The sequence below is a fragment of the Cryobacterium arcticum genome, from assembly GCF_003185895.1.
GTDB lineage: Bacteria > Actinomycetota > Actinomycetes > Actinomycetales > Microbacteriaceae > Cryobacterium > Cryobacterium arcticum.
The window spans coordinates 329,339-342,424 of the sequence record NZ_QHLY01000007.1 but is presented as its reverse complement, the minus strand read 5'-3'; the positions used below and the strand labels follow the sequence as shown (position 1 = coordinate 342,424).

At 70.2% G+C, this 13,086-nt stretch carries 13 protein-coding genes; 5 read left to right on the top strand and 8 right to left on the bottom strand.

Annotated elements, in window-relative coordinates:
• The first annotated feature begins 3 nt into the window (after positions 1-3).
• Together CTB96_RS07190 and CTB96_RS07185 are read left to right on the top strand one after the other, a co-directional pair.
• Positions 4-1,719: a glycoside hydrolase family 13 protein gene (locus CTB96_RS07190; protein ID WP_110126217.1), complete on the top strand. Its 1,716-nt coding sequence runs from the start codon at positions 4-6 to the stop codon at positions 1,717-1,719.
• Positions 1,720-1,835: 116 nt separating this feature from the next.
• Positions 1,836-2,273, top strand: a complete 438-nt coding sequence (locus CTB96_RS07185; RefSeq protein WP_110126216.1) for a hypothetical protein — start codon at positions 1,836-1,838, stop codon at positions 2,271-2,273.
• 25 nt (positions 2,274-2,298) lie between these two features.
• On the opposite strand, the gene CTB96_RS07180 is transcribed toward CTB96_RS07185, so the two are convergent.
• The gene (locus CTB96_RS07180) at positions 2,299-4,287 is read right to left on the bottom strand and encodes a multicopper oxidase family protein (RefSeq protein WP_110126215.1); all 1,989 of its coding nucleotides are present in this window, start codon (positions 4,285-4,287) and stop codon (positions 2,299-2,301) included.
• Positions 4,288-4,561: 274 nt separating this feature from the next.
• Entirely contained in the window at positions 4,562-6,100 is a 1,539-nt protein-coding gene (locus CTB96_RS07175; protein ID WP_110126214.1) for an amino acid permease, read from the bottom strand.
• 243 nt (positions 6,101-6,343) lie between these two features.
• On the opposite strand from CTB96_RS07175, the gene CTB96_RS07170 reads away from it, so the two are divergent.
• Positions 6,344-6,898: a type 1 glutamine amidotransferase domain-containing protein gene (locus CTB96_RS07170; RefSeq protein WP_110126213.1), complete on the top strand. Its 555-nt coding sequence runs from the start codon at positions 6,344-6,346 to the stop codon at positions 6,896-6,898.
• A gap of 9 nt (positions 6,899-6,907) precedes the next feature.
• Here CTB96_RS07170 and CTB96_RS07165 read toward each other — a convergent pair whose 3' ends face one another.
• The 6 genes from CTB96_RS07165 to CTB96_RS07140 all read right to left on the bottom strand — a co-directional run bounded on the left by CTB96_RS07165 (position 6,908) and on the right by CTB96_RS07140 (position 11,802).
• Entirely contained in the window at positions 6,908-7,711 is an 804-nt protein-coding gene (locus tag CTB96_RS07165) for a fructosamine kinase family protein (RefSeq protein WP_110126212.1), read from the bottom strand.
• A 202-nt stretch (positions 7,712-7,913) separates the two neighbouring features.
• Positions 7,914-8,213 (bottom strand): ferredoxin, encoded by a 300-nt coding sequence (locus tag CTB96_RS07160; protein WP_248283260.1) that lies wholly within the window; start codon positions 8,211-8,213, stop codon positions 7,914-7,916.
• Positions 8,210-9,622 carry an NADH-ubiquinone oxidoreductase-F iron-sulfur binding region domain-containing protein gene (locus CTB96_RS07155; protein ID WP_110126211.1) on the bottom strand — a complete coding sequence of 471 codons (1,413 nt, stop codon included), beginning with the start codon at positions 9,620-9,622 and terminating at the stop codon, positions 8,210-8,212. Before CTB96_RS07155 ends, CTB96_RS07160 begins: the two co-directional genes overlap by 4 nt.
• Positions 9,619-10,341, bottom strand: coding sequence for a ferric reductase-like transmembrane domain-containing protein (locus CTB96_RS07150; protein WP_110126210.1), 723 nt, complete (start codon positions 10,339-10,341; stop codon positions 9,619-9,621). The genes CTB96_RS07155 and CTB96_RS07150 overlap by 4 nt, the downstream gene beginning before the upstream one ends.
• Positions 10,341-11,405 (bottom strand): FAD:protein FMN transferase, encoded by a 1,065-nt coding sequence (locus tag CTB96_RS07145; protein ID WP_110126209.1) that lies wholly within the window; start codon positions 11,403-11,405, stop codon positions 10,341-10,343. Before CTB96_RS07145 ends, CTB96_RS07150 begins: the two co-directional genes overlap by 1 nt.
• 1 nt (position 11,406) lies before the next feature.
• Entirely contained in the window at positions 11,407-11,802 is a 396-nt protein-coding gene (locus tag CTB96_RS07140; protein ID WP_146215763.1) for a hypothetical protein, read from the bottom strand.
• Positions 11,803-12,016: 214 nt separating this feature from the next.
• On the opposite strand from CTB96_RS07140, the gene CTB96_RS07135 reads away from it, so the two are divergent.
• Positions 12,017-12,361 (top strand): hypothetical protein, encoded by a 345-nt coding sequence (locus tag CTB96_RS07135; RefSeq protein WP_110126207.1) that lies wholly within the window; start codon positions 12,017-12,019, stop codon positions 12,359-12,361.
• On the top strand, positions 12,358-12,972 hold the full coding sequence (locus tag CTB96_RS07130; protein ID WP_110126206.1) for a hypothetical protein: 615 nt from the start codon (positions 12,358-12,360) through the stop codon (positions 12,970-12,972). Before CTB96_RS07135 ends, CTB96_RS07130 begins: the two co-directional genes overlap by 4 nt.
• Positions 12,973-13,086: the final 114 nt, after the last annotated feature.

The window sequence follows — 13,086 nt, the reverse complement described above, 5'->3', positions numbered from 1 at the left end:
CACGTGACCAGCACCGACAGCCGCACCGCATCCGACTCGACGGGCTCGCCGGCCACGCCCGCCGCCTGGTGGACGAAGGCCGTGGTATACCAGGTGTACCCGCGGAGCTTCGCCGACTCGAACGGTGACGGCATCGGTGACCTGGGCGGGGTGCGCGGCAAGCTCGATTACCTGGCCGAGCTGGGTGTCGACGCGATCTGGCTGTCACCGGTGTACCCGTCGCCGCAGCACGACAACGGCTACGACATCCGCGACTACCAGGACATCGACCCGGTGTTCGGCAGCCTGGCCGAGTTCGACGCGCTGCTGGCGGATGCGCACGAGCGCGGCCTCAAGATCGTGATGGACCTGGTGGTGAACCACACCAGCGACGAGCACCCGTGGTTCGTCGAGTCGCGGTCCTCCCTCGACAACCCCAAGCGGGACTGGTACTGGTGGCGGCAGCCCGGGGCGGCCGGCGTGGAGCCGAACGGCTGGGGCAGCGCCTTCAGCGGCCCGGCCTGGACGCTCGACGACACGACGGGTGAGTACTACCTGCATTTGTTCGCGAAGCAGCAGCCCGACCTCAACTGGGAGAACCCCGAGGTGCGCGCCGCCGTCTACGCGATGATGAACTGGTGGCTGGACCGCGGCGTCGACGGGTTCCGCATGGACGTGATCAACTTCATCGCCAAGCAGGTGGAGCTGGTGAGCGGGCCCGGCGCGGCCACCGGTGGCGGTTCGCCGATGGGCACGCAGATCCACGACTACCTGGAGGAGATGCACGCGGCCGTGTTCGCGGGGCGCACCGGCGAGCACCTCACCGTGGGTGAGATGCCCGGCGTGAGCATCGACGACGCCGTGCTGTTCACGGATGCGGCCCGGGCGGAGGTCGACATGATCTTCCAGTTCGAGCATGTCTCGCTCGACCAGGGCGTGCACAAGTTCGACCCGCTGCCGCGGAGCCTGGTGCCGCTGAAGCACAGCCTGGCGCGCTGGCAGGACGGCCTGGCCGAAACCGGGTGGAACAGCCTGTACCTGAACAACCACGACCAGCCCCGGCTGGTATCCCGATTCGGCAACGACACCGAGTTCCGCTACGAATCGGCCACCCTGTGGGCGCTGGTGCTGCACCTGCACCGCGGCACGCCCTATATCTACCAGGGCGAAGAGATCGGCATGACCAATGTGCGGTTCGAGAGCATCGAGCACTACCGCGATATCGAGTCGCTCAACCACTACCGCGAAGCCGTGGAAGAGTTCGACCAGTCCCCGGCGAGCGTGCTGGCCGGGGTGCACACCATGGGCAGGGACAACGCCCGCACCCCGATGCAGTGGTCGGATGCCGCACACGCGGGCTTCACCACCGGCACCCCCTGGATCGCGGCCAACCCGAACTACCCGGAGATCAACGTGGCGGCCGACCGGGCGGCGGAGCGGAGCGTGTTCGCGTTCTACCGGCGTCTGATCCAGCTGCGGCACGAAAACCCGGTAGTGGCACTCGGGGCGTTCAGACTGCTGGCCGCCGACCACGAGCGGCTCTACGCGTTCACCCGCACCCTCGACGGGCAGACCCTGCTGGTGCTGGCGAATGTGTCGGATGTGCCGCTGGAGTTGCCGGCCGACGTCGCCGCCCTGCTGCCGGGTGCCGAGCCGGTGCTGGCCAACTACCCGGTGCCGCCGGCCGGCACCGCCGCATCCGCCCTGCGCCCCTGGGAGGCCCGGCTGTACGAGCTGTAACCGCTCGGCCTGATTGCCGCAGAAGCGTTGACCGACCCCGACTCTGGGCGTATCTTGTGCGCCAGGTCCAGGTGGGGTGGGGCCTGGATTCCGGACCTATCGGAAGGAGTCCAGCCATGCGTCGGGCGTATCAGATCATTTGCCACATCATTGCCGCGTGCGTGGTTCTCCAGGCCGCGGTCATCGCGTGGTCCACCTTCGCGATCCTCGGCTCCGGTGAAGAAGGTGCCGCCGTTTCGGTGGACCCGGGCATCACCGGTTTCATCGTGCACAGTGTCGTGGGCCAGATGGTGATCCCGTTGCTGGCCATCGCCCTGCTCGTGGTCGCGTTGATCGGCCGTATCGGCGTCAGCTGGGCTGCCTGGCTACTGGTGGCCGTGGTGGTGCAGGTGTTCCTCGGCTACACCTCGTTCGACCTGCCCGGCCTCGGACTGATTCACGGGCTCAACGCGTTCGTGGTGCTCGGCCTGGCCGAGACGGGTGCCCGGTCGGTCGCCACCAAGAAGGTGCAGACGCCGGCGGCCGCGCGCAGCTCGATGGACGACTCGGCCTGAGCAGCCCTCTATTCGACCAGCCGGGTCACTCGGCCCGGTTGCTGTGCGGGCCGCCCTGCTCGAATGGGCTCGTCACTCCGCGGTAGGTCAGTGCCATCATCATGCCCTCGGCCGCGTGGTCGAGGTTGTGGCAGTGGTCCATCCAGATACCCGGGTTGTCGGCGACGAATTCCACCACCCAGACCTCGCCGGGCTGCACGTCGAAGGTGTCGAGCCACAGCGGCGACCCGGTCGAGCGGATGCCGTCGCGCTCGATCACGAGCACGTGATGGCCGTGCACGTGCATCGGGTGCGTGTCCCATCCCCGGTTGACCACCGTGAGCCGCACCCGGTTCCCCTCGCTCACCTCGATGCTCGGGATGTGCGGGAACACCGCGCCGTTGACGGTGTACCCGTAGACGGGCCGGGTGCCCAGGAACCGGGGGTTGCGGTCGAGGACCATGGTGGCGTCAACTCGGCCGTCGCCCGCCGGCAGGCCGGCCCCGCCCGGCGTTCCATACTGCAGTAGATCGAGGTCGGGCAGCAGGTCGAGGTCGTCGGCGGCCTCCGGCACCGGCCCAGGGATCACCGCGCCGTCGGGGGCCAACGACAACACCGCCTCGGTGGAGGCGTTGCTGCTCAGCCGCACGCCGGACTCCGGCATCGTCACGGACAGGTCGAGGCGGCCTCCGGCCGGAATCCGGAGCGACTTGCCGGTGACCGGGGTGGGACCGATCAGGTCGCGGCCGTCCGCGGCGACGAAGGTGAACGGCGCCCCGTCGAGGCGGAATCGGTGCGGAACCTGGTCGGTGTTGACCAGGCGCAGGCGCACCGAGGCGCCGGCCGGAACCGAACGCGCCACTGCGGTGTCGGAGTCGCCGAGCAGCACCGCCCCCGCCACCGTGTGCAGCGGAACGGTGAGGTCGACGTCCTCCGGCACACCGGTCGGCGGCAGCACCACCAGGGTGCCGTAGAGCCCTCGCCGCACGCCGTCTGCCGAGACCTGGTGGGTGTGATACCAGTAGGTGCCGGGGTCGGTCGCCACGAATCGGTAGGTGAAGGAGTCACCGGGCAGAACGGCATCCTGGGTGACACCGGCCACCCCGTCTTCGCCCGCCGGCACGTCGAAGCCGTGCCAGTGGATCGTGACCCCGGCGTCGATGTCGGCGTTGTGCAGGGTCGCTTCGACCAGATCGCCCTGGGTGACACGCAGCTCCGGCCCGGGCAGCGAGCCGTAGGTCCAGGCGGACACCGTGGTGCCGGAGGCGAGGGTCACCTCCTGGTGCCGAGCGGTGAGCTCGAAGGCTCGCACGGCGCCTGGGGAGTCGGCCGGCGTGCGCAGAGCAGTCACCGAGACGCCATCGGCCGCACGCGCCTCCGTGGGAACGTGCTCGTGCGCCGCCGCCAGCGCCCCGGGCAGCGCCGCACTGGTGAGCCACACCACGCCCAGGGAGGCCACCAGCACCAGCGCGCTGAACGCCGCCAGCCCGGTCACCACCCGCTTGGGCCGGCCGGCGGCGACGGCATGGGCCAGCGCCGCCGCCAGCAGCACGAGGGCCAGGAGCACCAGGGCCGGCAGCAGCTCGAGCGGGTACCCGATCACCAGCCGGGCCACGACCCCGGCGACTCCGGCTGCCGCCGCGCCGACCAGGGCAGCCGTGCCGCGGGCGCCGAGGGCGGTGCCGTGGCCGCGCGCCAACCGCACCAAGGCGGGTGCGGCCAGGATGCCGCCGCCAATCGCGGCGAGACCCGCCAGCGGGAGGGCGAAGACCACCTTCTCCTGCACGAACCACCAGCCGCCCCCGGCGAGCAATGCGACGAACACACCCTGCGCGACTACGCCCAGCACACCCAGGCCGAACAGGGCGAGCGTGAGCCCGGCCCGGCGCCGCCTCGTGGCGGGCCCGTCCGACCCGGCACTATCCGGCGGCGCTACCGGGCGCAGTCCGGAAGCGAGCACCGCGGCCCCGATCCAGGCCGCGGCGGTGAGGATTGCCGCGACCAGGTCGAGAGCGAGCAGGAGCGTCGTCGTCACAGACGACTACTCCGCCGAACAATACATGAGGTCTTCCTCCGGGTGTCTTCTCCGGGTGCAGCAGGCACGCTCATTCCGGTGAACGGGCCCTCCCGCAAGAAGCTACTCCGCCTGCGCTTACCCCGCGAGGCCTCCCCCAGCGCCGGAATTCGAGGCTAGCCGCAGAGCTCGTCGGGGCTCACTTCCCACCGTTGCCGAACACTTCTGATGCCGAAGCGGACTTCTGCGGCCGGTGCGCCGGACGCAGAAGTCCGCTCGGGGAACAGTTAGGGGGCTATTTGCCGCCGAGCGCGCGCTTCTCGGCTTCGAGCTCTTCCCGTTCGGTGGCGTCGACGAGGCGCTTGGCCTCGATGCCCACCATGGAGTGCTTGCGGCCGTAGCTGAAGTAGACGATGAAGCCCAGCACCAGCCAGACCAGGAACCGCACCCAGGTGAGGGTGGTGAGGTTCAGCATCAGCCAGAGGCAGAGTGCGGCAGAGAGGATCGGCAGGTACGGCGACAGCGGCACCTTGAACGCCCGCTTGAGGTCGGGCCGCGTCTTGCGCAGCACCACGACGGCGATGCTCACGAGCACGAACGCCGACAGGGTGCCGATGTTGATCATCTCTTCGAGCACGCCCACGTCGGTGAGGCCGGCGATCAGGGCCACGGCGGCGCCGGTGATGATCTGGATGCGCGCCGGGGTGCCGCGCTTCTCCGAGGTGACGCTGAGCCATCGCGGCAGCAGGCCGTCGCGGCTCATGGCGAAGAGCACCCGGGACAGTCCGAGCAGCAGCACCATGATCACGGTGGTGAGACCCACCAGGATGCCGATGGAGATGACCTGCGCGGCCCAACCGGCACCGACGGCGACGAAGGCGGTGGCCAGTGAGGCGTTCGGGTCGTTGGCGAGCACGGTGTACGGCACCATGCCGGTGAGCACCAGGCTGACGCCGATGTAGAGCACGGTGACGATCGCGAGTCCGGCGAAGATGCCGCGCGGCAGGGTCTTCTGCGGGTTCTTGACCTCTTCGGCGCTGGTAGCGACCACGTCGAAGCCGATGAAGGCGAAGAACACCAGGGAGGCACCGGCGAGCAGGCCGAAGATGCCGTACTGGGCGGGGGCGGCACCGGTCATGAAGGAGAACAGCGACTGCGTCCAGACGTCGCTGCCCACGCCATCCGTGGTGGGAACCGATTCGGGGATGAACGGAACGTAGTTCTCGGGCCGAATGAAGAAGGCGCCCACCACGATCACGAAGAGCACGATGGCGACCTTGATGATGGTGAAGATGCTGGCGACCCGGGCGGAGAGCTTGGTGCCGATCACGAGCAGGGTGGTGAAGATGGCGACGATGACGAACGCACCCCAGCTCACCTGCAGGCCGAGCACGTTGATGGTGTCCGGGATGTCCCAGTTCCAGAGCGCGAACACGTCGCTGAGGTAGATACCCCAGTACTTGGCGATCACGGCCGCGGCGGTGAGCATCTCCAGGATCAGGTCCCAGCCGATGATCCAGGCGAGCAGCTCGCCCAGGGTGGCGTAGGTGAAGGTGTACGCCGAGCCGGCCACGGGCACGGCGGAGGCGAATTCGGCGTAACACATGATCGCCAGCGCGCAGGTGACGGCGGCGAGCACGAAGGCCAGCGTGACGGACGGTCCGGCGTAACTGCCGGCGGCCTTGGCCCCGACCGAGAAGATACCGGCGCCCACCGCGACCGCGACGCCCATGACCATGAGGTCCCAGGTACCGAGGGTGCGTTTGAGGTTGTGCCCCTTCTCCAGGGAATCCGCCATCGAGGCTTCGATACTCTTCGTGCGCCAGAGACTCATGAGTCAATCCGATCCGTGTAAAGCTCAAGTTTACGCGGGCTCACAGGTTCGGGCAGACCAAAAGTCCCTACCGGCCACCTTCGCCAAGTGGTATGCCGGTCGAAATCCATGACCCTCGGTGGGCAACCTCAATGTTTCGTGAGCATCTCGACTCGTTCGGCGAACCGTGGTTACCGTGGAAGAGCCATCCGGTTCGTCCGGCTGGCCACGCTATCTCTGACACACAATGACAAGGAGAGAACCATGACAACCACTGAACTGTCCGGCAAGCGCATCGCCTTCCTGCTCACCGACGGCTACGAAGACAGCGAGCTGAGCAGCCCGTGGCAGGCCGTGACCGAGGCCGGCGCCACCGCCGTGCTGGTCTCCCCCGCGTCCGGCAGCGTCACGGGCAAGAAGGGTCACTCGCAGTACGTCGACCTGGCCGTGGCCGACGCGAAGGCCGACGATTTCGACTCGCTCGTGCTGCCCGGCGGCGTGGTGAACGCCGACCACCTGCGCCTGGACGAGCAGGCGGTTTCGTTCACGCGGGACTTCTTCGCCGCCCACAAGCCGGTCTCGGCGATCTGCCATGCCGCCTGGATCCTGATCGAGGCCGGCGTCGTCGAGGGCCGCACGCTCACCTCGTACCCGAGCCTGAAGACCGACCTGCTGAATGCCGGTGCGACCTGGGTGGATGAAGAGGTCGTGGTGGACCAGGGTCTCGTCTCCAGCCGCACCCCCGACGACCTGCCGGCGTTCAACGCCAAGGTGATCGAAGAGGTGCGCGAGGGCGCGCACGCCGGGCAGACGCTCTAGCGATTCGGCCTAGCCCCTGGCGGCGGGCAGTTCGAGCACCGCTTCGGCGGCCTGCTCGAGCGCCCGCCCGTAGGCGGCGCCGTGGCCGGCGGCGTGCACGGCCAGCGGATGCAGCTGGTGCAGTGGGGTGCGCGCCCGCCAGCCGGGCCGGAGCGGACTGGCGGTCTCGTACCCGGCGGTGATCTCCTCCAGGAACGGGCAACCGAACAGCGCCAACATCGCCAGGTCGGTCTCCCGGTGGCCGCCGTGCGCTGCCGGGTCGATCAGCACCACCCCGTCGGCCGACCAGAGCACATTGCCCGTCCACAGGTCGCCGTGCACGCGGGACGGCGGGGCGCCGTCATCGAAGTCGCCGGCCTCGATGCGCGCGCAGGCCGCGTGCACGACCTCGGCCTGCCGCGGAGTGATTCCACCCACGTCGAGGGCGATGTCGAGGTAAGGCAGCACCCGGTATCGGGCGTAGAACGCGCCCCAGGTCGGTTCGAAGGCGGGCGGCAGGCTGCGATTGCCGATGAACAGGGGGCCACTCCAGTGGTCGGGTGGGGCGCCGAAGGCCTCGGCACCCGCGGAGTGCGTGACCGAGAGCTGAGCTCCGAACGCGCGGGCAGCGTCCCGGGTGGGCGGCACCTCGTCGACGGTCTCGAGCACGATGTGGCCCGGCTCGAGGTCGATCACCTGAACCGTGCGCACCCCGCCCGGCACGGACAACCACGACAGGCCCGCGGCCTCGGCCTCGAAGAAACCGGAGGGCGCACCATGACGCCGCTTGTCGAAGCCCCGGGGGTCACCGGGCGAGTTGACGAAGTCGTTCATCCCTCCACTCTTGCCGCTTGCGTGGCTCGCCGCTACGGGCCACGCCGGATGCCGAATTTCGCTCGCGCGGGGCATCCGCTCGCGCGCGCCGGTCGTCGCACCACTTATGGCCCGGAGGCGCCCGCTCTAGCGGGCGCCGCCCGCCACACGAGGTGCAGCGACCGGCCGCAGACCCCCGGCGGGGCGATCCGACGTCGAGTAGTCAGGCGGGGCGGCGGAGGGTGAGGGCCAGGCGGGGGCAGAGCGCGACCGCGTCGGAGGCCGCAGCGTGCAGGGCCAGGGGTACCGGCACGTCGGAGCCATAGCCGAGCGCAATCGGGTAACCCCACTCGTCGCGGCGGAGCAGGTCGGGCAGCAGTTCGGTGCAGAGCCCGCGGCCGTCGCAGGCTGTCCAGTCGATGTGCAGCACTGTTCCGTTCGCCGAGCCGGCTCGTTGAGCAGCCGCGGTCGCGGGCCGCCCGGTCGCGGCGCGGCCGGTGGGCGCGAGCATCCGGGCGCTCATGCGTGCACCTTGGCGCAGGTGCCGGCGAGGTGGGCGGCAACGTCGGCCTCGAACACCGTGAGGGTGCTCAGCACGAACCGGGCGGTGCCGTCGGGGTGGTGGCAGGAGCCACGGCCGGCGACCAGCGCGGCCAGGCGGGCGACCTCGTCGGGGAGGCCCGCATCGCGCTCCCCCGTGGCGAGGCGGTGCAACACGGCGGCCATGGCCGGCAGGCCGTTCAGGCACGGGCCGCACTGCCGGGCGCTCTCGCCGGCGAGGAAGTGGGCAATCGACGCCGCCAGGGTGAGCGGGCAGCGCCCGGTTTCGAGGGCGAGCAGGATGCCGGCGCCAGGACTGGCGCCGAAGGGAGCCAGGCTCGGCGCATCCAGCCCGGCCTGCAGCGCGGCGGCCGGCAGCCAGGCGCCGTGATACCCGCCCACCAGCACGGCCGCGATGCTGCCGGTGTCGATCCCGGCGAAGCGGAGGATGTCGTCGATGCGGGTGCCGCCCACGACCTCGAGCACGGTGGCGGATGCGTGCCCACGCGCCCCGGCCACGGTGCCCGACTGTTGCCGAAGCGGACTTGTGCGCCCGGTGCGCGGGACGCAGTTGTCCGCACGGGGAACAGTTGGGTCGGCGGAAGACCCGCCGCTGACGCCGCTGACCCCGGCGGCGACGTCGGCAGCGGGCAGCCCGCGGCTCACGGTGACGAGGCGGGTGCCGGGGCTCTCGACCGTGCCCAGGCTGCGAAACCAGTCGGCTCCGAACCGCACGATCAGGGCGATCTGCGCCAGGGTCTCGATGTTGTGCAGCAGTGTGGGCCGTTTGCTCAGACCCGTGGTCGTGAGCCGCACCGACAGGTCCCTCGGCAGCGCCGGCCGGCCGGCCAGGGCGTTGACCACCGCCGACGCCTCACCGGAGAGAAAACTCTCGGCCGCGGCCCGCAGGGTGACGGCGGCGGCATCCGATCGTTCGGTCAGCGCCCGGCCCACGTGCGGCAACAGCGCGGCCGGCGCATAGAGGTAGACCTCGGCGGCGGTGACGGCGGCGGCCACGGTGATCAGGCCGTCGATCACCAGGTGCGGCGCGGTGCGGAGCAGAGTGGCGTCTTTGATGCTGAGCGGTTCGCCTTCGGCGGCGTTGCCGATCACGACCGGATGCCGGTCGGCGCCTCGGGCGGACGACCGGCCGGCGGGCAGTGCGGCGAGCTTGCGCCAGGCCGGGAAGCCGGCGCCGCCACGGCCCTCGAGCCCCGCGGCGTGAAGCATCTCGAGCAGGGTGGTGGCGCCGGGCGCGGCGGGCAGCGCGCCGAACTCGGCGAGATGCCGGCTGAGGTCGGGGGTGGGCGACCGGGTGAGGCGAGAGGTGCCGACCGGGGCCGGGATGCGCGCATCGGTCGGGGCGGATGCGGTGTCGCGAACGAGTGTCATGGTCTTCTCCCTGCCGGGGTGCTGAGGTGGTGCGGCGAACGGTGTGGGTCGGGCAGATTCGGGTAAGTGGGGCGTGGACCGGCGCTGTAGGGTGCCGAGGGCATCCGGTGCAGTGCATGGCCGGACTGGCCGCTGCGGGCGGTGAGGCTTGGTAGCTCACCGACGAATCGCTGGGCCCGGCGCACCGAGCGGAACTCGACGAAGCCGGCGGTCACCCGCCAGACCACGGCGGCTATCACGGCGACGGTGCAGACCGCGGCCAGGATGAGGAACCAGGGTTCGGCGGCATCTGTGCCGGTGCCGAGCGAGTGTGCCAGCGCGATCGGCCACATCAGGTAGGTCGACCAGTGCACCACTCGGAACACCCGTTGGCCGATGAATCGGCGCAGCAGGCTCGTGACCACCACCGCGATGAGAAGGTCGACCGCCACCGTGCCCAGGCCCAGCCAGAACGGCCGGTAGACACCGAGGAACGGGAAGACCAGGTCGACGACCGTGAGCTGGGCATAGGAGTCGGCCAGCAGGGAGACCAGGTGGATGCCGATGAAGACCGTGGCCAGCACCGACACGTTGCGGTGGATGAGCGTGATCGAGAACCGCGGCACGGTGAACAGCGGCCGGCCCGACCGGGTGAGGATGCCCAGCAGAACTGACACCGTGAACAGCACGAGGGCCACAACGCCGGTGGCACGCCCCAGGGCCCAGAATGCCTCGTCCATCAGGCCACGGTTCGTTTCTGGCCGCGCTGCACCGGGTCACCATCGAGGTAGGGCGACGGCGCGTCGGTGGCGCGGCGGATCACGAGGGTGTCTGCGACTGCGGGCTGCGGCCCGGCCTGCGGCGCGGATTCGGCCGGCCAGCCGCCGAGCAGGGTCACGGTGCCGGTGGCATCCACCAGCCGGGCGGCAACGCCCAACTCACGCAGCCAGGGCAGCGCGGCCGTGCCCCGCACGATCGCGGCGGTGCTCAGGGTGTTGGCCCGGTGGCAGCTGGCCGCGGCCACGGTGGCGCTCCGCCAGTGGGGCTCGGCCGGGCGGCCCGTGCGCGGGTCGAGGATGTGGTGCTGCATCATGCCGGCCATCATCCAGCGCCGGTGTTGGGTGCTCGAGGTGGCCAGGGCAGAGCCGCTGGCCAGGGTAACGGTGGCGGCCGGGTCGGCCGGCGTATCCTGAACCCGCACCTGCCAGCCGCCGGCCGGGGCGGTGCCCGCGGTGGCGATGTCCCCGCCGAGGCTGAGCAGCACGCCGCAGCCGAGCGCGGCGCTGATCACCGTCGCGGTCCAGTCCGCGGCGACGGCCTTGGCGGTCGCGCCGAGGTCGAGCGCGAGGTGCGCGGGCACCCGGAGCCGGTTGCCCACCAGCGACACGCTCTTCCAGCCCGGGCGCCGGGACACGATGGCGCGCACCGGCACCCCGCGGTCCTCGATCAGGCGGATGTCGCGGTCATAGCCCACAGCGTCCAGCGCGTAGCCGAGGGTGGGGTCGACGTCTCCATTGGTGAGGGCAGCGGAGGCGAGAGCCTGGCGCACGAGGTCGGCGAGGGTGTTGCTCACCTCCACGCCCTGGTGCAGCAGGCCGGCGGCGAGCTGGAGTTCGGAGTCGGCGCGGAACCGGCTGGCGGCCCGGTCGACGTCGGCCAGGAGGGCGTCGGCGAGGGAGCTGGCCAGGCCGATCTGGGTCGGGTCGGTCACGACCAGGCGGGCGGAGGTGCTCCACAGCGTCCAGTCGCGGGTGGCGGTGGCCGGCCGGGCGGAAGCGCTGGACAGGCTCAGGGTGGTCGTCATGTCAGGATCCGCTCGAGGTCGCGTCGGAGGTGGTGCCGGTGGCCGGGCTGACCGCTGAGCTGGAGGTGTCGGAGTCGGTCGTGGTGTCGGTCTCGGTCGACTCGGTGCTGCTGGAGTCGGTGGTTGACTCCGTGCCGGTCGAGTCCGTGCTGGTGGAGTCCGTGCTGGTGGAGTCGGTGTCGGCATCCGTCGACGTGCCGGTCTCGCCGGTGCTCTCGGAATCGTCGGTGCTGTCGGTGGTCGTGGTGCTCGTCGACGAGTCGGAGCCCGACAGATCGGTGGTTTGGGTGTCTGCCCACTCGTGCAGGCCGAGTGCCGACGCGGCGATTACGGCGGCCAGGCCGATCGTGCCGGTGATGATGGTGCTCAGTCTCTTGCCTCGCTCGTGCATATTCATTCCATGCCGCCTTTCCTGTCGGGTGAGTGACGTCCGGTGTGCCGGGCTCTTCTCGATGGATCCAGACTGCGGGCCCGCGCTATGCGCTTGCTATGAGCACTCTGTGAGCCACCCGGTGGTGTTCGCTGTGAACCATGAGAACCGAGACCTCGCGTTGAGCACCATTGTCAAGAAAATGTTGACAACTGGCTCGCGTCAAGGAATCATTGACATCATGACCTCCTCCGATAGCACCCTTCCCCGCCGGCCCCGCTGGTATGCGGCCGCCATCGTCGTCGCGATCCTCCTGATCGCCGCGCTCACCCTCACCGCCGCATTCGTCGAAGACGACACCGCCGACACCGTGCTGGGATTCTTCACCGGAATGATCGCGGCGCTCCTGCTGACACTCGTGCTCTGGACCGAAATCGTGCGCACCTGGATGGCCCGGCGGCGCGACGCCGCTGCGCTCGACGACCTCGAACCCCTTCGCGCCGCGACAACCGCCGATCGGCCCGTCGACGATTCCGCCACCGCCCGCCCCAACGAGCGCACCGGCGACACGCCGACCGAACGATGACCACCTCGACTCCCGATCAGGTGCCGTCGTCCCTAACGGCCGACGAGGCCGCAGCCGTGCGTGATGCCGTGGCTGAAGCCGTCCTCGGCACTCCGGCCGGGCTGCGGGCCGCCCTCGAATCCGAGCCGGATGCGTACCTCCGCCTCGTCGGCGCCAGCCGCACCGCAGCGGAAGAGACCAGCCGCCTGCTGCGCGAGTCGATCAACGGCGCTCGCGCCGCCGGGCACAGCTGGGACACCCTCGGCCGGCTGCTCGGGGTGAGCCGGCAGGCCGCCCAGCAGCGATTCTCCGCTCCGAGCCAGCCCGCCTCGGTGCGGCCCGGGGACGCCGAGCATCCGCACCGCAAGGTGATCAGCCCGGTCACCGCGTTCGACGAGATGGCAGTCCTGGCCACCGAGGGCCTCCGGGGCTGGCATCTCGTGGACTTCGGCACGCTGTTCCACGTTCTGGAGGAGTCCGAGCAGCAGTGGGAATACCGCCGGATGCCCTGGACGCCGGGCAGCAGCGCGCGTCGGCGGCTCGAGGCCGAGGGCTGGCAGTTGGTGCGCGAGACGACATTCCCCTGGGGCTATTACACCAGGGCGCTCGACCTGCCGGCCGACCGGAACTAGCCGCGACCGGTTCGAGTACTCGCTTGCACCGGCATCCGGGTACACAAAACGGGCCGCCACCTGGAAGGTGACGGCCCGTTTCGAAGAAGATCGCGTTATCAGCGAACCGTTCCG